The sequence below is a fragment of the Terrihalobacillus insolitus genome (genome assembly GCF_028416575.1).
Lineage (GTDB): Bacteria > Bacillota > Bacilli > Bacillales > Amphibacillaceae > Terrihalobacillus > Terrihalobacillus insolitus.
Window position 1 is genome coordinate 1 of record NZ_JAMQKB010000016.1, and the last position, 21,704, is coordinate 21,704.

Here is a 21,704-nt window from a genome sequence, read left to right on the forward strand (position 1 = left end):
CGATGTCGGCTCATCGCATCCTGGGGCTGTAGTCGGTCCCAAGGGTTGGGCTGTTCGCCCATTAAAGCGGTACGCGAGCTGGGTTCAGAACGTCGTGAGACAGTTCGGTCCCTATCCGTCGTGGGCGTTGGAAGTTTGAGAGGAGCTGTCCTTAGTACGAGAGGACCGGGATGGACACACCGCTGGTGCACCAGTTGTTCCGCCAGGAGCATTGCTGGGTAGCTACGTGTGGTCGGGATAAGTGCTGAAAGCATCTAAGCATGAAGCCCCCCTCTAGATGAGACTTCCCATCATTTTAAATGAGTAAGATCCCTCAGAGACGATGAGGTTGATAGGTTCGAGGTGGAAGCGTGGTGACACGTGTAGCTGACGAATACTAATCGATCGAGGACTTAACTATATGTTTTATATGTCTTTCGTTCTTATCTAGTTTTGAAGGTATACAAAAAGTATTTGCTTTTTTGTCTAGAAAGTAATAGACTATATCTTGTCCTTGAAATTTGAATAACTGTTTGGTGGTAATGGCGGAGAGGTCACACCTGTTCCCATGCCGAACACAGAAGTTAAGCTCTCCAGCGCCGATGGTAGTTGGGGCATTGCCCCTGCGAGAGTAGGACGCCGCCAAGCATTAGAAAACCCGATCAACTTTTAATAGTTGATCGGGTTTTTGGGTTTTCATTGATACCGTTCGCTTTTTTTATTTCTCCCTATGCATATCCACGATTCACTGGAGTAACATACATTGCTATAATAATTGCTCTATGTTTTAGCTATCCAATTCTAACAAGTTCTATTTAATTTTTAAACTACATACTCTATACTTTAGTAAAATTGTCATTCATTTAATCTTTTAAGCAAACATTATTTTATCTAAAAAGGGTAAACAAAGGATATAGAAAAGAGGGGTAGCAATGGAAACATTAGTAGATGATATTGGAAGTGGCCACTTTAGTTTAATTATGGTTCGGATTCTAGTTGCACTTATTTTATCAGGTTTAATTGGTTTTGAGCGTGAATTGAACAATCATTCAGCTGGATTTAGGACGCACATTCTTGTTGGAGTTGGATCGTGCCTAATGATGCTATTATCTTTATATGGATTTGAGACTTACCTTGAGGAAAATAAGAATATTCAGTTTGACCCTGCACGAATACCGTCCTATGTCATTAGTGGCATCGGTTTTTTAGGTGCCGGCACTATTATTGTTAATGGTGTTACCATTCGAGGACTCACAACGGCAGCATCCATATGGACAGTAGCAGGGCTTGGTTTAGTTATTGGTGCTGGAATGTACAGTGCAGCTGTTTTTACTACTATTGTTATTCTATTGAGCCTTGTCTTTCTAAATAATGTAGAAAAAGTGTTTACCAAAGGACGTAGACGTTTTCGTATGCGAATTGTTGCTGGGAACAAGGTGAAAATGGGACAGATAGAAGCGGTTATCGATTCCTTTCATCTATCGATTCGTCGAATGGAAATAGAAAAGAATTCGGACGATGAACGTACGGTGCTAATCGAAATAGAAAAGGGGCATGAAATTAACCAAGTAGTCTTGTTTGGAAAATTAGCAGAAATTGAGGATGTTAAATATATAAATGAAAGGGATTAAGTAAAATTACCAAGTATGGAGGTTTTTTTACACAAGTATTGTCAATAATAATGCTAACTATTTGCATCATCGCTTGACTGGAGTATAATATAAATAAAGTCAAAGATAGTCAAAGTCAAGATCTGAGGAGGAGGGTAAATGAGCAACATTTCGGATATCATTGAGCAATATTTAAAAGAAATATTAAAAACAAACCAAAATAATGAAATCGAAATTAAACGAAGTGAAATAGCTGATCGTTTCCAGTGCGTTCCTTCTCAAATTAATTATGTGATTAATACGCGCTTTACTGTGGAAAAGGGTTATATAATTGAAAGTAAACGTGGCGGAGGCGGCTATATCCGAATCATTCGTGTAAGGAACAAAGATAAAGCAAAGCTAATTGATGAAATTATTGCCATGATTAATCCAGAGGTGTCCCAACAAGCTGCACTTGATATTTTAGAAAGAATGTTTGAGGAAGATTTTATTACAAAGCGTGAGGCACGAATTATGATGAATGCAATTAATCGCAACACATTATCCTTTCAATTACCACTTCGTGACGAGATTAGAGCTAGAATTATGACAGCTATGCTTGTCGCTCTTAAATACGATTAAGGGGGGAGAAATAATGGAGTGTCAGGAATGCCATGAACGTCCAGCAGCTCTACACTTTACACAAGTAGTAAACGGTGATAAGACAGAAGTGCACGTTTGTGAACATTGTGCAAAAGAAAAGGGCTATATGTCGTACGGTGAGGAAGGATATTCTTTACATCATCTATTGTCAGGGTTGTTTAATTTTGAGCCTTCTCCTTTTGGGAAGTCAACATCAACGTCAAATGAAAAGATTTCAGAACAGGGTTTAAAATGTCCGAAATGTGGAATGACCTATAAGGATTTCACCCGTGTAGGCAAGTTTGGCTGTTCGGAGTGTTACCAAGCTTTTTCAGATCGATTAAATCCTATTTTTAGACGTGTTCATAGCGGAAATACAAAGCATGATGGTAAGATACCTAAACGGATTGGAAGCAATCTTCATCAGAAGAAAGAGTTAGAACAGTATCGAATTAAATTACAGCAATTGATTGAACAGGAAGCTTTTGAGCAGGCAGCAAAAGTTCGTGATCAAATAAAAAAGTTAGAAAAAGAAGTGCATTGTAAGGAAGAAGGTGAGTTCTGATGTCTTTAGAACAGTTTATTAGTAAGGCGGTTAGTCCTTGGTTAAAAGAAGATGGGCCTGACAGTGATATCGTGTTAAGCAGTCGTATACGCCTTGCCAGGAATTTTGATCAGATACCATTTCCGATTATTGCAGATAAAAGTGAGTTAGAAAAAGTATTGGATTTTTTTGGTCAAGAATATCAGCACCAATCGTTTAAAGCATATGAGGATTTAGAGTTAGTTCAAATGCGTGATTTAAAACCTATTGAGAAGCGGGTTCTTGTTGAAAAGCATTTAATAAGTCCGCACCTTGCTGAAAGTAATGGTGAGAGCGCCGCCTTAATATCGAAAAGCGAACAAGTTTCATTAATGATTAATGAAGAAGACCACATTCGTATTCAACTGTATCTTCCAGGCTTTCAACTAGAGCGCGCACTACAACAGGCATTTGAATTTGATGACTGGCTAGAGGAGAAGATTAATTATGCATTTGATGAGCAACGAGGTTATCTTACAAGTTGTCCGACAAATGTTGGTACAGGAATGCGCGCATCGGTCATGATGCATATTCCTGCTTTGGCATTAACCCAACAAATTAACAGAATGATCCCTGCAATAAGTCAGCTTGGTCTAGTAGCGAGGGGCATTTATGGCGAGGGTAGTGAAGCATTAGGTAATATTTTTCAGATTTCCAATCAAATTACTTTAGGGAAATCAGAATGGGATATTGTGGAAGACTTGCAAAGCGTCGTGCAACAGTTAATTGAACGGGAGCGTAAAGCTAGGCAATCGCTAATGGATCAAACAGGCCTTCAGCTAGAAGATCGTATCTTTAGATCTTATGGTATCTTAGAACATAGTCGTATCATAGAATCCAAAGAGGCGGCAAAATGTTTATCAGATGTAAGACTGGGTATTGATTTAGGATATTTAAAAAACATTTCCAATACGATTTTAAACGAGCTAACCATTTTGACACAACCAGGATTCTTACAGCAATATGCAAAAAAAACGTTGTCTCCAGATGAACGAGATGAATTAAGAGCATCTTTAATTCGGGAACGACTGGATCTTGAAAAATAACTTTTGTAAGGAGGAAGGCCTTTATGATGTTTGGTCGTTTTACAGAGAGAGCACAAAAGGTTCTAGCACTATCCCAAGAAGAGGCGGTTAGGCTAGGTCATAATAATATAGGTACAGAGCATATTTTATTAGGTTTAGTTAGTGAAGGTGAAGGTATTGCTGCAAAATCTTTAACATCTTTAGGGTTAGAAACAGAAAAAATACAACAAGAGGTAGAGCAACTGATCGGACGTGGTCAAAAGGCCTCCCAAACGATTCATTATACACCACGAGCAAAAAAGGTGATTGAATTGTCCATGGATGAAGCGAGAAAGCTTGGACATTCATACGTCGGAACAGAGCATATTCTTCTCGGGTTAATTCGAGAGGGTGAAGGTGTAGCAGCAAGGGTGTTAAATAATTTAGGTGTCAGCCTAAACAAAGCACGTCAACAAGTGCTTCAGTTACTTGGTAGCAATGAGTCAACATCTGCTCAGAATGGACGTGGTGGACAATCGGCAAATGCAAATACGCCAACGTTAGATTCACTAGCTCGAGATCTTACTTCTATTGCAAGAGAAGGAAATATTGACCCTGTAATTGGTAGGGAAAAGGAAATTGAGCGTGTTATTCAAGTACTTAGTCGACGGACAAAAAATAACCCGGTATTAATTGGTGAACCAGGAGTTGGTAAAACTGCTGTTGCAGAAGGATTAGCACAACAAATTATCAATAATGAAGTACCTGAAACATTACGCGATAAACGTGTGATGACATTAGATATGGGAACAGTTGTAGCTGGCACCAAATACCGTGGTGAGTTTGAGGATCGTTTGAAAAAAGTGATGGAGGAAATTCGGCAAGCTGGAAATATTATTTTATTCATAGATGAGTTGCATACGCTTATTGGGGCAGGTGGTGCAGAAGGAGCAATTGATGCTTCCAATATTTTAAAACCGTCCCTTGCTAGAGGTGAACTACAGTGTATAGGTGCAACTACTTTAGACGAATACAGGAAATATATTGAAAAGGATGCAGCCCTTGAACGGCGATTCCAACCAATCCAAGTAAATGAACCGACAGTAGAACAGTCTGTCCAAATATTAGAGGGACTTCGTGACCGATATGAGGCACACCATCGAGTAACGATAACAGATGAAGCGATTGAAGCAGCTGCACAGTTTTCAGATCGTTATATTAGTGATCGTTTTCTTCCAGATAAAGCGATTGACTTAATAGACGAAGCAGCGTCAAAGGTTCGTTTGCGTTCCTATACAGCTCCACCTAATTTAAAGGAATTAGAGCAAAATCTAGAAGAAGTTAGAAAAGAAAAAGATGCGGCAGTACAAAGCCAAGAATTTGAAAAGGCAGCCTCGTTAAGAGACACAGAACAGCGGTTACGTGATGAACTTGATAAAACAAAAAATGAATGGAAAGAAAAACAAGGTCAAGAAAGCTCAGAAGTAACAATGGAAGATATCGCAAGTGTCGTATCCACATGGACGGGTGTTCCTGTTTCTAAGCTAACGAAGGACGAAAGTGAACGTCTTTTAAACATGGAAGAAATCTTACACAATCGCGTAATTGGTCAAGAAGAAGCGGTAAAGGCCGTTTCCAAAGCTATTCGACGTGCAAGAGCAGGGTTAAAAGATCCAAAACGTCCAATCGGCTCTTTTATCTTTTTGGGTCCAACGGGTGTTGGTAAAACGGAGCTTGCTAGAGCATTAGCAGATGCGATGTTCGGTGATGAAGATGCCATGATCCGAATTGATATGTCTGAGTACATGGAAAAACATGCAACATCTAGGTTAGTAGGTTCACCACCAGGCTATGTTGGATATGAAGAAGGTGGACAGCTGACTGAAAAGGTACGAAGAAAACCTTATTCTGTTGTCTTATTAGACGAAGTGGAAAAAGCACATCCAGAAGTGTTCAATATTTTGCTTCAAGTTTTAGAGGATGGCCGACTAACAGATTCAAAGGGCCGCGCTGTTGATTTTAGAAATACAGTATTAATCATGACCTCTAATGTCGGAGCGAGTGAGCTAAGGCGTAATAAGTATGTTGGCTTTAATTTAGATGGTGATGATGATCAGGACTACAAAGGTATGAAGTCAAAGGTTATGGATGAGATGAAAAAAGCCTTCCGTCCAGAGTTTTTAAACCGTATTGATGAAACGATCGTATTCCACTCTCTAGAGAAGAAACATATGAGTGAAATTGTTACTTTAATGGTAGAACAACTGCAAAAACGCTTGTCTGCTCAAGAAATTGACTTTACAATTTCCGATAAAGCAATTGAGAAAATAGCAAATGAAGGCTTTGACCCAGAATATGGAGCTCGCCCGCTTCGTAGATCCATTCAGAAAAATGTAGAGGATTTACTTTCAGAAGAGCTATTAAGGGAAGCGATCACTAAGGGGCAGAAAGTAAAAATAGATGTAGATAAAAAGGGTGCATTTAAAGTTAGTCCTAAGAAGTAATGGGAGTTCTTTATCTTTTGGATGATGAGATCGGGAGGTTTTTAACACCTTCCGATTTTTAATACATCAATAATAAATTTTAAGAAAATTGATAGAATGATGTAACATCTATGATAAGTAATTCGTATATAATGGAGAGGTAGACAAGGGAGAGGTATGTTTGGCTAAGCGAAAATCAAAATTTGTCTGTCAAGAATGTGGATATGAATCCCCGAAATGGATGGGTAAATGTCCAGAATGTCAAAACTGGAATACGATGGTAGAGGAATTCGTAGCCTCCTCATCTCAGAACAGTTATCTGCACACATTTCAGGGTGTAAGCAGCACGAAAAAACCAGAGATCATAACCAAAATTAAATCAGAAAAAGAGCCTAGAATTACCACAAAAATGCCAGAATTTAACCGAGTTTTGGGAGGGGGAATTGTTCCAGGCTCATTAGTTCTTATTGGTGGAGATCCTGGTATTGGAAAGTCTACCTTATTGCTTCAAGTGTCAGCCCAGCTAGCAGATAAAGCATTTCCTGTTCTGTATATTTCAGGAGAAGAATCGACCAGGCAAACAAAGTTACGTGCTGACAGACTTGGAATTAAATCGGACTTACTTTATGTTTTGTCTGAAACAAATTTACTAGATGTAACGAATCAGATCGAGTTATTAAATCCCTCATTTGTCGTGATTGATTCTATTCAAACGATCTATCGAGAAGAGGTTTCAAGTGCACCAGGAAGTGTGTCACAGGTTAGGGAATGTACGAGTGAGCTTATGCGTATCGCAAAAAGCAAAGGAATTCCAATTTTTATTGTGGGGCACGTCACAAAGGAAGGTTCTATAGCAGGCCCGCGATTACTTGAGCATATGGTGGATGCCGTACTATATTTTGAAGGTGAGCGCCATCATACCTTTCGAATCCTTCGAGGGGTGAAGAATCGATTTGGTAGTACGCATGAAATGGGAATATTTGAAATGAAAGAAGAAGGATTACGCGAAGTAAATAATCCGTCTGAAATTTTCCTAGAAGAGAGATCACAAGGTGCAGCAGGTTCGACCGTCGTTGCTTCCATGGAAGGAAGTAGGCCAGTTCTAGTTGAAATTCAGGCACTAATATCACCAACTAGTTACGGTAACCCTAGAAGAATGGCTACTGGGATTGACCATAACCGGGTTCCTTTGTTAATGGCAGTCCTAGAAAAAAGAATCGGATTAATGCTTCAGAATCAAGATGCATATGTTAAAGTAGCAGGCGGTGTCAAGCTGGATGAGCCTGCAATTGATTTAGCCGTTGCAGTAAGTATCGCTTCTAGTTTTCGTAATCAGCCTTCAAGACCTGATGATGTTTTAATCGGAGAGGTTGGCCTCACGGGAGAGGTGAGAAGGGTTGCTCGAATTGATCAAAGGGTGCAGGAAGCAGCAAAGCTTGGTTTTAAACGTGCGATTATCCCCCAGAAAAATCTAGAAGGTTGGACTCCGCCAAAGTCGTTGGAAGTAGTGGGTGTGAACTCAGTTCAAGAGGCCCTGAAAGCAGCCCTAGGAGGAGCATAAATGGATTGAAAAACAAAAAACAAATGATTATTCGACAACCCTATTTAAATTGACTAAAACTGGTAATTATGATAAAGTTATATATTATTATGTATTTATTTATTTAGAATTAGATTATTTTTAGAAAATTGGGTAATACTGTCTGATAGGAGGTGACGGCGGTGTTAAAAAAAATAGTGCAGCTATTCATCGTTATAGCAGGAGGTACAGTTGGCTATTTGTATATGCCAGATGTGGTAAGGTTACTTAACCCTACTGAAACGAAGTGGATGGAGTCCAGTTATGTAGGATTAGTGTTAGGTGCAATTATCTTGTTTTTATTAACATTTTGGTTTGTTGATTATATCGTAGATTTCCTGCGTTGGGTGGAAGAGACGCTAGTGAAAGCGCCGATTAGTGATTTGTTATTTGGTAGTCTAGGAATCATAGTAGGTTTGGTTATTGCTTTTTTAATTAATATTCCGATCAAGGATATAGAGATTCAACCTGTGTCACAAGTTTTGCCAATCTTTTTGACATTTTTCTTAGGCTATCTGGGATTTCAGGTTGGATTTAAAAGAAGAGATGAGTTCTTAGGGCTGCTTATGATTGCCCGTAAAGAAAAGGATAGAGAGCGAAAAAAGCAATCGGATCAAGATGACTTAGATGATAACAAGCCCAAAGAAAAAATTCTGGATACAAGCGTTATTATTGATGGCAGAATTGCAGATATTTGCCAAACTAGTTTCCTAGAAGGAACGGTTATTATTCCACAGTTTGTCCTTGAGGAGCTACAACATATAGCGGACTCTTCTGATGTGTTAAAGCGTAATCGTGGACGACGTGGATTGGATGTGTTGAATCGAATGCAAAAGGATTTACCAGTTAACGTAGAAATTTATGAAGGTGATTTTGAGGATATACAAGAAGTGGATAGCAAACTTGTTAAGCTTGCGAAGGTTATTAATGGAATTGTCGTAACCAATGATTTTAATTTAAACAAAGTATGTGAATTCCAAAATGTTCAGGTGTTGAACATTAATGATCTTGCAAATGCTGTGAAACCAGTAGTGTTACCTGGTGAGGAATTGACTGTCCAAGTCATAAAGGACGGAAAAGAACAGAATCAGGGTGTAGCCTATTTAGATGACGGTACCATGATTGTTGTAGAGGAAGGAAAGAATTATATCGGTAAAACGATCGAGGTGCTTATCACAAGCGTTCTTCAGACTTCTGCGGGAAGAATGATCTTTGCAAAGCCTAAACTACTTGAAAAAGCATTATAAAAAAGGTATAACAAATAGAGGAAAGCAAAAGTGATAACATTATGTTATCGCTTTTGTTCTTTATAGTGGATCGATGGTAAAACAGTCACCAAATGATAACCTGTGTCTAATTTGCCGACTTTTTTGAACCCACTTATAATAGTCAGTATAGGCGGAATAATATGATAGAATATCGTGTAATCGTTTTAGCAGCGGGTGAGGGGAAACGGATGAACGCAGGGGAAAATAAACAATTTATCAAAATTGGTCATAAGCCGTTAATCCTTCATACGTTAGATGTATTTAATAAAGACAAATGGTGTACGTCCATCGTATTAGTTGTCAATAAACGTGAAAAGGATCGGATGAAATCTATTCTCAAGGGCTTTCCATTGAAAAAAACCTTATCACTTGTTGAGGGCGGAATGGAACGTCAGGAAAGCGTTTTTTATGGACTAAAGCACATCAATGATGATGGATCGATTGTGTTTATTCATGATGGCGCCAGACCTTTTGTTTCGGTAGATAGCCTACACGAGCTAGCAGAGGAAACGAGTAAGACAAAGGCGGCTCTTCTTGCAGTTCCTGTTACAGACACAATTAAACAACGTAAGGGTTCTGAATTAAACACACTAGATAGAAAAACGTTATGGGCAGCACAGACACCGCAAGCTTTTCACTATGATATTATTTATCATGCACATAAACAAGCGGCTGAGACGGGCTTCCTTGGTACCGATGACGCTTCACTTGTGGAACGTACAGGACATCCAGTGTCAATTGTGAAGGGTAGTTATGATAATATTAAATTAACAACCCCTGAGGATTTAAACAGAGCACAATCGTATTTAAAAAACAAATAGCCAGAAAAGAGGATTTACATGTTTCGAATTGGCCAAGGTTTTGATGTCCATCAATTTGTAAACAATCGAGATTGTATCATTGGTGGGGTCAAAATACCTTATGAAATGGGGCTTTTAGGTCATTCTGATGCGGATGTTTTATTACATGCCATTACAGATGCTTGTTTAGGGGCGATCGGTGAGGGAGATATCGGAAAGCACTTTCCTGACACAGATCAACAATATAAGGGCGCAGATTCCCAAGAATTACTCAAGGAAGTTTGGGGTATTGTTCGTGATAAAGGTTATCGTCTCGGAAATATGGATTGTACCATTATTGCACAGTCACCTAAATTGGCGCCGTATATAGAAACGATATGCAAAAATATTGCCAGAATTCTAAAAGTCAATACATCACAGATTAATGTAAAGGCAACAACTACAGAAAAGTTAGGATTTACAGGGAGAAAAGAAGGGATTGCAGCACAAGCGGTTGTTTTACTATATGCAAACGAATCGTCTGACAACGTGCTTTAGCCTAAACGAATCGAAAGGAGAATGACATTGACAAATACTGTTCGTGTGCGTTATGCACCAAGCCCAACAGGTAATTTACATATTGGAAATGCTCGTACTGCGTTATTTAATTATTTATATGCTCGCCATTTAGGTGGGAAGTTTATTATTCGTACCGAGGATACAGATGAAAAGAGAAATGTCGCTGGTGGAGAAAAAAGCCAGTTCCATTTTCTGAAGTGGTTAGGTATTGACTGGGATGAAGGTGCTGATGTTGGTGGCGATTATGGCCCGTATCGACAAACGGAACGGATTGATTTATACAAGCAATATGTTGATGAACTACTGGATCGTGGGCTCGCGTACAAATGTTATATGACGGAAGAGGAACTCGATCAAGAAAGGGAGACCCAACGTGCTAACGGACAAGTTCCAAAGTATTCTGGAGCCCATCGTAATTTAACCGAACAACAAATTCAACAATTTGAAGCGGAAAATCGTAAGCCCAGCATTCGTTTTCGCGTTCCAGAAAACCAAACATATTCCTTTAATGACATAGTTAGAGGCGATATCAATTTTGAATCATCGGATTTTGGGGATTGGGTAATAGTAAAGAAAAACGGAATTCCGACGTATAATTTTGCCGTTGCAGTTGATGATCATTTAATGAAAATTTCCCATGTTTTGAGAGGAGAAGAACACATTTCTAATACTCCAAAACAAATGATGATATATGAAGCTTTTGGGTGGCAGCCGCCAAAATTCGGCCATATGACTTTAATTTTAAATGAAAATCGAAAAAAACTTAGTAAACGTGATGAGCACATTTTACAATTTATTGAGCAGTATAAAAACCTTGGTTATTTACCAGAAGCGATGTTTAACTTCATAACCCTACTAGGGTGGTCGCCTGTTGGTGAGGAAGAAATTTTTTCAAAAGAACAGCTTATTGAAATATTTGATCCTGAAAGGTTATCCACCTCGCCAGCTATTTTTGATCCGCAAAAATTAAAATGGATGAACAATCAATATATAAAAGCGGCAGACATGAAACGTGTGGAAGATTTATCGTTACCACATTTAATTGCAGCTGGAAAATTACCTGAGGATATGGGTGAAGACGAAAAAAAGTGGGCACTTGAATTAATTAGCCTATACAAAGAACAAATGAGCTATGGTCAGGAAATTGTTCCGCTAACAGAGCTATTCTTTAAAACAGATATAGAATATGATGGTGAAGCGATGGATATTTTAAAGGGTGAGCAGGTTCCTGAAGTATTGTCGGTATTCGCGACGAAACTAGAAAAACTGGAACCATTCTCTCCAGAAGCGATTAAAGGGGAGATAAAGGCGACCCAGAAGGAGACGAAGCAAAAGGGTAAAAAACTTTTTATGCCTATACGTGTGGCTACAACAGGCCAGGCGCATGGCCCAGAGCTTCCAAATGCAATTCACCTGCTCGGAAGAACTGTTGTATTAAAACGGTTACGTAATACACTTGATAAACTTTAATAGGATGTTCAAAAATAACACTATGGCTTGCCAGACTACACGTAAGGCTAAAGATTACTATTTCGTAAAAAAGTCATCAAATATGTAAGCAGTCTTATTCACAAAACCAAAATCGTGTAATATAGTAGTAATACACTATATATGGAACATTGATGAGGAGAAGTAAAAAGTAATGGGCTTAAGCAGAGAAAATCACCTTGGCTGAAAGTGATTATAAGCACGGACTTTTGAAATGCACCTCGGAGTCCCTTGTTGAATAAGTAGACAAGGGCGGATTTCCTTCCGTTAATAGGACTCAAGTTGAGGATTCTTCTTTCATCCTAAACAGAGTGGAACCGCGCTAAATGCGTCTCTGTGTTGTCATACACAGGGGCGTTTTTTAATTTTAATCGTAGTTAGGGGGCTGACTAGGTATGGGACTTTTTAAAATGCTTAAGGAAGACGTTGATGTAGTATTTGACCAAGACCCTGCAGCGCGCACATATGCCGAGGTATTGCTTACTTATTCTGGATTACACGCAATATGGGCACACCGAATTGCTCATGCCTTTTTTAAGAAAAAGTTCTTTTTTATTGCCCGGGTAATATCACAGGTGAGTCGCTTTTTTACTGGAATTGAAATACATCCAGGTGCTAGGATTGGTAAACGCTTCTTTATTGACCATGGAATGGGTGTCGTCATAGGAGAAACGTGTGATATTGGGGACAATGTAACCATTTTTCAAGGTGTAACACTTGGGGGAACAGGAAAGGAACGAGGGAAGCGACATCCTACAATAAAGGATAATGCTCTAATAGCTACAGGTGCTAAAGTGTTAGGATCTATCGTAATTGGCGAGAGTTCAAAAGTCGGTGCAGGTTCAGTGGTTTTGCGTGATGTGCCAGACCACTCAACAGTAGTTGGTATTCCGGGTAGAGTGGTGGTTCAAAACGGGGAAAAGATAAGAAGGGACCTAGATCACCATTTGCTACCAGACCCCATTTCGGAAAAACTTAAAGAAATGGAACGAGAAATAGATCGTCTTACAAATGAAGTGAAAAAACGGTAAGCGGGTATGCATTAAAAGCACATGTCAAATTCAGCTAAGCAGAAGTTTAACTAAGAGTAAAGGAGTGATCGTCCGTGTCGATAAAAATTTATAATACCCTTACACAGCAAAAGGAAGATTTTGCGCCTATTGAAGAAGGAAAGGTACGAATGTATGTATGTGGTCCAACCGTTTATAATTACATTCATATCGGGAATGCAAGACCAGCTATTGTTTTTGATACAGTAAGAAGATATTTTGAGTATCGTGGTTATGACGTTAAATATGTGCTTAATTTTACGGATGTGGACGATAAAATTATTAAGGCAGCAAATGAGCTAGGAGAATCTGTTCCTGAAGTGTCTAATAGATTTATTGAAGCTTATTTAGAGGATGTTCGTTCACTTGGCGTGAAAAAAGCTGTTCATCATCCAAAGGTAACGGACACGATGGAAGATATTATTGCTCTGATCGATGAATTAGTGGAAAAAGGATATGCTTACGAATCGGAAGGGGACGTATATTATAAAACGCGTGCCTTTAACGGTTACGGAAAGCTTTCACATCAATCCATCGATGAACTGCGATCAGGGGCACGAATACAGGTTGGAGAGAAAAAAGAGGATCCGCTTGATTTTACGCTATGGAAACAGGCAAAACCTAAGGAAATTGCATGGGACTCTCCATGGGGAAAAGGTCGACCTGGTTGGCATATTGAGTGTTCAGCAATGGCTAAAAAATATTTAGGTGAGACCATAGATATCCATGCAGGCGGGCAGGATCTCGCGTTTCCACACCATGAAAATGAGATTGCTCAATCTGAGGCAAGTACAGGTAAAACATTCTCTAACTATTGGATGCACAATGGCTACATTAATATTGATAACGAAAAGATGTCAAAGTCACTAGGTAATTTCGTCCTAACACATGATTTAATCCAAGCACATGATCCCCAGGTTATTCGCTTTTTTATGTTAAGTGTTCATTATCGAAATCCAATTAATTTTAGTGAAACTTTACTAGAAAGCGCAAAAAACAGTTTGGACAGAATTCGAAATGCGTATCTTAATTTAGAACACCGTAAGAATTCTAGCACGAATCTTGACAAAGACGCTGAAGCTTGGCTGAAAAAGTTGAAATCGCATGAAAAAAGATTTGTTGAGGAAATGGATGATGACTTTAATACTGCAAATGCAATTTCCGTATTGTTTGAGGTGACAAAGGATGCAAATGTATACCTTCAATCAAAACAAACGTCTGTTGAAGTGATCGAAGCCTTCCAAAAACTTTTTAACGAAATAACAGAAGTATTGGGCGTTCAATTAAAGGTAGAGAATGAATTACTGGATGAAGAGATTGAAGCGTTTATTCAACAACGGATAGAAGCGAGAAGAAACAGAAATTTTGCACTTGCAGACAAAATTCGAGATGATTTGAAAGAAAAGAATATCATATTAGAAGATACACCTCAAGGAACCCGCTGGAAAAGAGGATAAAAAGCTATGGTAGATGTGAAGCAAATGAAAAGTTTATCCCTTGCTTATATGGGGGATGCTGTGTATGAACTTTATGTTCGACATCATTTAATAGACAAAGGGAATGTGAAGCCACAACAGCTTCATCAGAACGCCATTAAATTTGTATCCGCGAAATCCCAAGCAAACGTTATTTTGAAGTGGATCAAAACAGACAAACTAAATGAAGCGGAAACAAGTATCGTACGGAGGGGCAGAAATGCCAAATCAGGCTCTGTCCCTAAAAATACGGATGTCCAAACGTATCGCTATAGCACCGCATTTGAGGCATTAATCGGCTATCTGTATTTAGAAGGACAACAGGAGCGGATGGAACAATTAATTGTAAACGCAATTCAATATGTAGAGGAAAGGGGTTGATGCGTATGGCAGATGAGTGGATTATAGGGATAAATCCAGTTATGGAGGCGCTGCGTTCTGGACGTACCATGAATAAAATCCTTGTTTCAGAGCAGTTACACAACCAATCCTTTCAAAAAATCCAAAAACTAGCTAGTCAAAAGGGTTTTATCGTTCAAAAGGTCCCTAGAAAAAAGCTGGATCAACTAGTTGAAGGAAATCATCAAGGAATAGCTGCTGCTATTGCTGCCTATGAATATGCAACAATGGATGATTTATTTTCAAAAGCTGAAAAACGCCAAGAAACACCTTTTTTTCTGATCTTGGATGAAATAGAAGACCCGCATAACCTTGGATCGATCCTTCGAACGGCGGATGCAACTGGTGTACATGGTGTAATTATACCTAAGCGTCGTTCAGTGGGATTGACGGCAACGGTTGCCAAAACGTCTGCTGGTGCGATTGAATATGTTCCTGTTGCAAGGGTCACCAATATAGCAAGCACGATTGATGAATTAAAGGACAAGGGTGTTTGGGTAGTTGGAACAGACGCAGATGCAACAGAAGACTATCGAAGGCTTGAAGGGGATATGTCGCTTGCCATCGTAATTGGAAATGAAGGAAAAGGAATCAGCAGACTTGTGAAAGAAAAATGTGATTGGACGGTAAGTCTTGCGATGAAGGGGAAAATATCGTCGTTAAATGCCTCTGTAGCCGCGTCTTTGTTGATGTATGAAGTATATCGAAAACGATACCCAGCTGGTGAGTAAGCGATGGTAGTCCTATTAGTTGATGGATATAATATGATAGGTGCATGGGAGGAGTTACAACGATTAAAGGATCAGGATCTTGGCCAAGCAAGAGATCTTTTAATTAATCAGTTAGCTGAGTATCAAGCATTCACTGGGGATCGTGTGATCATTGTATTTGATGCTTATTATGTTCGCGGTTTAGAAAAAAAACAAAAGGATCATCGAGTAGAAGTGATCTACACGAAGGAAAATGAAACAGCGGATGAATGCATAGAAAAATTAGTCAAGCAGGTTAAAAATGTGAAAACGAAAGTTTATGTTGCAACTTCTGATTACGCGGAACAACGAACGATATTCGCGCAAGGGGCATTAAGAAAATCGGCAAGGGAACTATATATTGAAACGAAAAACATAGAGAAAGAAATTGAAAAAGAGGTGACATTTCATAAGCACAATCAATCGTCTTCTAGAATTCCAATGAACAAAGAAATGCGAGATTTGTTTGAGAAATGGCGCCGTGGCAACAAATAAAATTTAACTATATTGCGTTACGGAAACGCTTCCTGTATAATGATATCTATATATTCACGTGAATGTTGTCGGGGGGAATCCTGGTGAGCATCAGGTATAAGGATACAGACAAGCATGAATTACAGAACCTTGAAGATGATCAATTAATTAAATTGGTTCATCAAGGTCAGGGTCAGGCACTCGATTTTTTAATAACGAAGTACCGTAATTTTGTTCGTGCAAAAGCTAGAACATATTTCCTTGTTGGTGCAGACCAGGAAGATATTACGCAGGAAGGTATGATCGGTCTGTATAAAGCGATTCGAGATTATGATGGAGACAAACTCTCATCCTTTAAAGCTTTTGCAGAACTATGTGTTACACGGCAAATTATTACGGCGATTAAAACGGCTACCAGACAAAAACATATTCCTTTAAATTCATATGTATCATTGGACAAGCCCATATATGATGAAGAATCAGATCGGACATTAATGGATGTAATTGCTGGGTCCAAAGCATTTGATCCCCAAGAACTTTTAGTTGACCGAGAAAAACTAGGTGATATGGAAGGGAAGATGTCCGAGTTATTAAGTGAACTGGAAAGGCAAGTGTTATCGCTTTATCTCGATGGGCGTTCTTATCAGGAGATTTCTGGTGAATTGAAACGTCATGTGAAATCAATTGACAATGCATTGCAAAGAGTAAAGCGGAAGTTGGAACGTTACCTCGAAATAAGTGAGATTACTCTATAGCGGTGCTACTTTTGCTGATTGCTTTTATTGATGCTTCTGATCGGACATCCGAACAATTTGATCATCTATTTACTCCTGCTACACGCATTGAAACATACGTTGACAGGCTATTTTTTCGGTGCTACATTAGTATGAGTAATAGAAGATGTCAAATAGAGAAGTAATTGTGGTGGTAAACATGAGGAAAAAATTTATTTTGGAATGCGAAATTTGTAGTAGTCGGAATTATCGATTAGATAAAAAAGCTGATCAATCAGAGCGTTTCATATTAAAAAAGTTTTGTAAAAGGTGTGGAATGCAAACCCTACACCGTGAAACGAAATAAGAGAGAAGCCTTATGGCTCATAGTTTGGGGGTACTAGCATGAACTTAGTCGCTTTTTTTAAAAATGTTACTCGAGAAATGAAGAAAGTCAGTTGGCCAAAAGGTCAGGAGTTAACGAAATATACGATTACAGTTGTAACTACTGTTGTTTTTGTGACTGCATTCTTTGCTGTTGTTGACCTAGGGATTACACAAATACTAAACTTATTTTTTGAATAAAGACTGGAATTATATGCTATAATGTTTAATAGAATAGTTTTTCGCGAAAAACCCGTTTTGCGGGTTTTTTAATATTGGAATGAAATTGGAAGCATGACTTCATAGTAAAGGGAGGGAAGGACAAGGGTATTGTCCTGTAAATATGGAAAAAAGATGGTATGTTGTACACACCTATTCTGGGTATGAAAACAAAGTAAAAACAAATTTAGAGAAGCGGGTAGAATCGATGGGGATGGAGGATAAGATCTTTCGTGTAATCTTCCCTGAGGATGAAGAAACAGAAATTAAAAACGGTAAAAAGAAAGTGGCCAAAAAAAAGGTCTTTCCTGGGTACGTCCTTGCTGAAATGATTATGACGGACGATTCTTGGTATGTTGTACGAAATACTCCTGGTGTTACAGGCTTTGTAGGGTCAACTGGTTCAGGATCAAAGCCAGTTCCGCTTTTACCAGAAGAAATTGATGCAGTGTTAAAACGAATGGGGATGGATGAGCCTGTTGTTGATGTAGATTTTGAAATAAAAGAATCTGTTCGCGTCACGGATGGTCCATTCACTAACTTCACTGGCCAAATTGAACACATTGATTTAGATAAACAAAAGGTTAAGGTACATGTAAATATGTTTGGTCGGGAGACGCCTGTTGAACTGGAATTTTCTCAAATTCAAAAGTTGTAGGTTTTGAAAAGGATAGTTTGATTTAGGGATTCTAGTCATTTCATGAAAGCGAATATGGAAACCATACTTGCAATTTAGAGGTAAAGATGCTAAAATTTCTATGTTCTTTATGCCTTGGGTATAAGACTTGTATTGATATATTTATTGAGTGGGAGGGTATAACCCTATTACCACATCACGGACTTTAAGGAGGTGTGTTTCGTGGCTAAAAAAGTAATGAAAGTTGTAAAACTTCAAATCCCAGCAGGGAAAGCAAATCCAGCACCACCAGTTGGGCCGGCGCTAGGTCAAGCAGGTGTTAATATTATGGGGTTTTGTAAGGAATTTAATGCCCGTACGCAAGATCAAGCTGGTATGATTATTCCGGTTGAAATCACGGTTTTTGAAGACCGTTCTTTTACATTTATCACAAAGACTCCACCTGCAGCTGTTTTACTTAAGAAAGCAGTTGGAATTGAAACAGCATCAGGTGAGCCGAACCGTAATAAAGTTGCAACCATCAAGCGTGACAAAGTTAAAGAGATTGCTGAAACAAAAATGCCTGATTTGAATGCTGCTGATGTTGAAGCGGCAATGCGTATGGTGGAAGGTACTGCACGTAGCATGGGTATTGTTGTAGAAGATTAATTTAACAGTACGCTGCTAATGTTAAAGGTTGCGAGGATGGGAAGCCATTTCGTGACCTTTCTTCTAGGTCAAACACGCATCTTTCAGTGTACGACCATTCCGCTTTTTCAAATCTAGCTACACGGGTTAGGGTGATCGTGACATTAGCAGCATCCAAGCCCGTTCTGCTTTTTTAAGTGGGAGGTATAACCGTTAAAACCACAATCAAGGAGGAAATAATAATGGCTAAAAAAACAAAAAAACAGCAAGAAGCCCTGAAGCTGGTTGATCGCACGAAAGCATATGATACAAAAGAAGCGATCGAATTGGTAAAACAAACTGCGAAAGCAAACTTTGACGAAACCGTGGAAGCTGCATTTCGTTTAGGTGTTGACCCGAAAAAAGCAGATCAACAAATTCGAGGTGCAATGGTATTGCCACATGGTACAGGTAAAACCCAACGTGTTCTTGTATTTGCGAAAGGTGATAAAGCGAAAGATGCAGAAGCGGCTGGAGCAGATTATGTTGGGGATCAAGATTTAATTAACAGAATTAACCAAGGTTGGTTTGATTTTGATGTTGTTGTTGCAACACCAGACATGATGGCTGAGGTTGGTAAATTAGGACGTGTATTAGGACCTAAAGGATTAATGCCAAATCCTAAAACTGGTACGGTAACGTTCGAAGTTGAAAAGGCAATTCAAGAAATCAAAGCCGGTAAAGTAGAATACCGTGTTGATCGTCAATCAAATGTTCATGTTCCAATCGGTAAAGTTTCTTTTGATACAAACGTATTAGTAGAAAACTTTGCAGCGATTACGGAAACACTAGTTAAAGCTAAGCCACAAGCAGCTAAAGGGATCTATATGAGAAATGCTTCTGTTTCATCTACAATGGGTCCTGGTGTTAAAGTAGACGTTTCCACATATGTCCGCGGCTAGAAATATAGATTGACTTTTTAGGTCAAGTTAGGTACAATTACTTTTATTGTTATGTAAAGACGGATTTGATCCGAATCAATTACAATTTAAAATCGATCTTTATACCGTAGATAGCAGGTGCGTAGATGCTTAATATCCTGCCGAGGTTTGTGAATATATAGTGATAATATGATTGCGGATTGTTATTTATCACTTCATCATGCCTCCATGTCTACATGGAGGCATTTTTAATCATCCATCCTCGGATGTCTGACGGAATGATGTAAAGTTAATAGGAGGTGGAACGATGTCCAAGACAATTGAGCTGAAAAAGGAAGTTGTAAGTGAAATCGCAAATAAATTTCGCGAAAGTAAATCCACTATCTTAGTGGACTATCGCGGGCTTGATGTTGCAGAAGTAACAGAGCTTCGTACACAATTACGTGAAGCAGGGATAGATTTTAAAGTTTATAAGAATACCATGACACGTCGTGCGGTAGAGGCAGCAGAACTTTCTGAACTAAGCGATACATTAGTAGGTCCTACTGCTATTGCGTTTAGTAATGAAGATGTGGTTGCACCAGCAAAAATCTTGAATAATTTCGCTAAGGATCATGATGCACTTGAAATAAAAGGCGGAATTATTGAAGGTAATGTTGCTTCATTAGAACAAATCAAGGAGCTTGGTAACCTTCCGAATTACGAAGGGCTGCTATCAATGCTTCTCAGTGTACTTCAGGCGCCTGTCCGGAACTTTGCTTATGCTACAAAAGCAATTGCAGAGCAAAAGGAAGAACAAGGAGCATAAGTTAGTACTAGCTGTTAAGTAAAACATGTATCGAAAAATAATATAACGAAGAAATCAAGGAGGAAATATCATGTCTAAAGAGCAAATTATTGATGCAATAAAAGAAATGTCTGTTCTTGAATTAAATGATCTTGTAAAAGCAATTGAAGAAGAATTTGGAGTAACTGCAGCTGCGCCAGTTGCTGCAGCTGGAGCAGGTGGCGGAGAAGTTGCTGAAGAACAAACTGAATTTGATGTCGTTCTTGAGAGCGCTGGAAGCTCAAAAATTAAAGTTGTTAAAGCTGTTCGTGAAATCACTGGGCTTGGACTTAAAGATGCAAAAGACCTAGTAGACAATGCACCTGGAGCAATCAAAGAAGGTATTGCTAAAGAAGAAGCTGAAGAAGTGAAAGCAAAACTTGAAGAAGCTGGAGCCACTGTCGAATTAAAGTAATAAAAGCAAATGCTCGCCGTATGAACGGCGAGCATTGTTTGCTTTAAATATAAGCTATAGTGCGTGTTAAGCTTCTTATTTATGCGTGCTTTTAGTAGAATCGATCTGATTAAAACTAGGTTGATGAAAAGAAGGTGTACTTTATGCCAGATCATTACTTTTCAAGGCATCCCCATTCAAAAAGTTCTCCAAAATCATGGGAATATAAGTTAAAAGGAAATGTATTCACTTTTACGACTGACCACGGTGTTTTTTCGAAGAATGAAGTTGATTTTGGATCGCGAATTCTAATTGATACCTTTAAAGAACCTCAAATAGAAGGAGAGATTTTAGATTTGGGCTGTGGCTATGGTCCTGTTGGTCTTTCTTTGGCAAAAACTTTTCCGAATCGACATTTTTATCTTACAGATGTCAATGAAAGGGCAGTTACCTTAGCTGAACACAATGCTAAGCAGAACAACATTACAAATGTAACATTTCAATTAAGTGACCGATTTGAACAGTTAGCTGACAAAACGTTCGCTGCCGTCCTTACCAATCCACCAATCCGCGCAGGGAAAAAGATTGTTTATCAAATTTTTGAAGACAGTTACCGTTATCTTAATCCATCTGGAACGCTATGGGTGGTCATACAGAAAAAACAAGGTGCCCCCTCTGCTCAAGCTAAATTAATGGAACGATTTGGGAATGCAGAGGTAACTACGAAGAAAAAAGGCTACCATATACTTGTCTCTAAAAAAGTTGACCCTAATTCTTGAATATGGTAATATTAAAAAATGCCAATAGGCGACCTTCCATGTCAAGGGGAAATTTTATACTTTTATGTATGCGATTATAGGTGAAA

24 protein-coding genes, 2 rRNA genes and 2 other annotated features are annotated in these 21,704 nt (G+C 38.8%); all 26 genes read left to right on the top strand.

The window, feature by feature from the left end:
- Window positions 1-400: ribosomal RNA gene (locus NC797_RS13360) — 23S ribosomal RNA — on the top strand; the annotation flags it as partial.
- Window positions 401-511: 111 nt separating this feature from the next.
- Window positions 512-627, top strand: a 5S ribosomal RNA gene (rrf, locus tag NC797_RS13365).
- 284 nt (window positions 628-911) lie between these two features.
- Complete coding sequence (locus tag NC797_RS13370) at window positions 912-1,610, top strand: MgtC/SapB family protein (RefSeq protein ID WP_272437301.1); 699 nt, start codon at window positions 912-914, stop codon at window positions 1,608-1,610.
- Window positions 1,611-1,748: 138 nt separating this feature from the next.
- Complete coding sequence (locus tag NC797_RS13375) at window positions 1,749-2,210, top strand: CtsR family transcriptional regulator (RefSeq protein WP_272437302.1); 462 nt, start codon at window positions 1,749-1,751, stop codon at window positions 2,208-2,210.
- Window positions 2,211-2,223: 13 nt separating this feature from the next.
- Window positions 2,224-2,775: a UvrB/UvrC motif-containing protein gene (locus tag NC797_RS13380; protein ID WP_272437303.1), complete on the top strand. Its 552-nt coding sequence runs from the start codon at window positions 2,224-2,226 to the stop codon at window positions 2,773-2,775.
- Window positions 2,775-3,839: a protein arginine kinase gene (locus NC797_RS13385; protein ID WP_272437304.1), complete on the top strand. Its 1,065-nt coding sequence runs from the start codon at window positions 2,775-2,777 to the stop codon at window positions 3,837-3,839. The genes NC797_RS13380 and NC797_RS13385 overlap by 1 nt, the downstream gene beginning before the upstream one ends.
- 23 nt (window positions 3,840-3,862) lie before the next feature.
- Window positions 3,863-6,301, top strand: a complete 2,439-nt coding sequence (clpC, locus tag NC797_RS13390) for an ATP-dependent protease ATP-binding subunit ClpC (RefSeq protein WP_272437305.1) — start codon at window positions 3,863-3,865, stop codon at window positions 6,299-6,301.
- 160 nt (window positions 6,302-6,461) lie between these two features.
- Complete coding sequence (gene radA, locus NC797_RS13395; RefSeq protein WP_272437306.1) at window positions 6,462-7,841, top strand: DNA repair protein RadA; 1,380 nt, start codon at window positions 6,462-6,464, stop codon at window positions 7,839-7,841.
- A gap of 161 nt (window positions 7,842-8,002) precedes the next feature.
- A complete protein-coding gene (locus tag NC797_RS13400) occupies window positions 8,003-9,106 on the top strand; it encodes a PIN/TRAM domain-containing protein (protein ID WP_272437307.1) in 1,104 nt (367 codons plus the stop codon).
- 164 nt (window positions 9,107-9,270) lie between these two features.
- Window positions 9,271-9,948 carry a 2-C-methyl-D-erythritol 4-phosphate cytidylyltransferase gene (ispD, locus tag NC797_RS13405; RefSeq protein ID WP_272437372.1) on the top strand — a complete coding sequence of 226 codons (678 nt, stop codon included), beginning with the start codon at window positions 9,271-9,273 and terminating at the stop codon, window positions 9,946-9,948.
- Window positions 9,949-9,966: 18 nt separating this feature from the next.
- The gene (ispF, locus tag NC797_RS13410; protein ID WP_272437308.1) at window positions 9,967-10,464 is read left to right on the top strand and encodes a 2-C-methyl-D-erythritol 2,4-cyclodiphosphate synthase; all 498 of its coding nucleotides are present in this window, start codon (window positions 9,967-9,969) and stop codon (window positions 10,462-10,464) included.
- Between the two features lie 27 nt (window positions 10,465-10,491).
- Window positions 10,492-11,955: a glutamate--tRNA ligase gene (gltX, locus tag NC797_RS13415; RefSeq protein WP_272437309.1), complete on the top strand. Its 1,464-nt coding sequence runs from the start codon at window positions 10,492-10,494 to the stop codon at window positions 11,953-11,955.
- 140 nt (window positions 11,956-12,095) lie between these two features.
- Window positions 12,096-12,312: a binding site (T-box leader), on the top strand.
- 56 nt (window positions 12,313-12,368) lie between these two features.
- Complete coding sequence (cysE, locus tag NC797_RS13420; protein WP_272437310.1) at window positions 12,369-13,004, top strand: serine O-acetyltransferase; 636 nt, start codon at window positions 12,369-12,371, stop codon at window positions 13,002-13,004.
- Window positions 13,005-13,078: 74 nt separating this feature from the next.
- Window positions 13,079-14,479, top strand: coding sequence for a cysteine--tRNA ligase (gene cysS, locus NC797_RS13425; protein WP_272437311.1), 1,401 nt, complete (start codon window positions 13,079-13,081; stop codon window positions 14,477-14,479).
- 6 nt (window positions 14,480-14,485) lie between these two features.
- Window positions 14,486-14,878, top strand: a complete 393-nt coding sequence (locus tag NC797_RS13430; RefSeq protein ID WP_272437312.1) for a Mini-ribonuclease 3 — start codon at window positions 14,486-14,488, stop codon at window positions 14,876-14,878.
- A gap of 5 nt (window positions 14,879-14,883) precedes the next feature.
- The gene (rlmB, locus tag NC797_RS13435; protein ID WP_272437313.1) at window positions 14,884-15,627 is read left to right on the top strand and encodes a 23S rRNA (guanosine(2251)-2'-O)-methyltransferase RlmB; all 744 of its coding nucleotides are present in this window, start codon (window positions 14,884-14,886) and stop codon (window positions 15,625-15,627) included.
- Window positions 15,628-15,630: 3 nt separating this feature from the next.
- Window positions 15,631-16,140, top strand: coding sequence for an NYN domain-containing protein (locus NC797_RS13440; RefSeq protein ID WP_272437314.1), 510 nt, complete (start codon window positions 15,631-15,633; stop codon window positions 16,138-16,140).
- Between the two features lie 62 nt (window positions 16,141-16,202).
- Entirely contained in the window at window positions 16,203-16,874 is a 672-nt protein-coding gene (sigH, locus tag NC797_RS13445) for an RNA polymerase sporulation sigma factor SigH (RefSeq protein ID WP_272437315.1), read from the top strand.
- A gap of 178 nt (window positions 16,875-17,052) precedes the next feature.
- Entirely contained in the window at window positions 17,053-17,199 is a 147-nt protein-coding gene (rpmG, locus tag NC797_RS13450) for a 50S ribosomal protein L33 (RefSeq protein WP_272437373.1), read from the top strand.
- 38 nt (window positions 17,200-17,237) lie between these two features.
- Window positions 17,238-17,417 (top strand): preprotein translocase subunit SecE, encoded by a 180-nt coding sequence (secE, locus tag NC797_RS13455; RefSeq protein ID WP_272437316.1) that lies wholly within the window; start codon window positions 17,238-17,240, stop codon window positions 17,415-17,417.
- Between the two features lie 142 nt (window positions 17,418-17,559).
- On the top strand, window positions 17,560-18,093 hold the full coding sequence (nusG, locus tag NC797_RS13460; RefSeq protein ID WP_272437317.1) for a transcription termination/antitermination protein NusG: 534 nt from the start codon (window positions 17,560-17,562) through the stop codon (window positions 18,091-18,093).
- A 201-nt stretch (window positions 18,094-18,294) separates the two neighbouring features.
- A complete protein-coding gene (gene rplK / locus NC797_RS13465) occupies window positions 18,295-18,720 on the top strand; it encodes a 50S ribosomal protein L11 (protein WP_272437318.1) in 426 nt (141 codons plus the stop codon).
- A 221-nt stretch (window positions 18,721-18,941) separates the two neighbouring features.
- On the top strand, window positions 18,942-19,640 hold the full coding sequence (gene rplA / locus NC797_RS13470) for a 50S ribosomal protein L1 (protein ID WP_272437319.1): 699 nt from the start codon (window positions 18,942-18,944) through the stop codon (window positions 19,638-19,640).
- Window positions 19,641-19,726: 86 nt separating this feature from the next.
- Window positions 19,727-19,879 (top strand) — a sequence feature (ribosomal protein L10 leader region).
- Between the two features lie 47 nt (window positions 19,880-19,926).
- Window positions 19,927-20,427, top strand: a complete 501-nt coding sequence (rplJ, locus tag NC797_RS13475) for a 50S ribosomal protein L10 (RefSeq protein ID WP_272437320.1) — start codon at window positions 19,927-19,929, stop codon at window positions 20,425-20,427.
- Window positions 20,428-20,497: 70 nt separating this feature from the next.
- Complete coding sequence (rplL, locus tag NC797_RS13480; protein ID WP_272437321.1) at window positions 20,498-20,860, top strand: 50S ribosomal protein L7/L12; 363 nt, start codon at window positions 20,498-20,500, stop codon at window positions 20,858-20,860.
- A 143-nt stretch (window positions 20,861-21,003) separates the two neighbouring features.
- Window positions 21,004-21,618, top strand: coding sequence for a class I SAM-dependent methyltransferase (locus NC797_RS13485; RefSeq protein WP_272437322.1), 615 nt, complete (start codon window positions 21,004-21,006; stop codon window positions 21,616-21,618).
- Window positions 21,619-21,704: the final 86 nt, after the last annotated feature.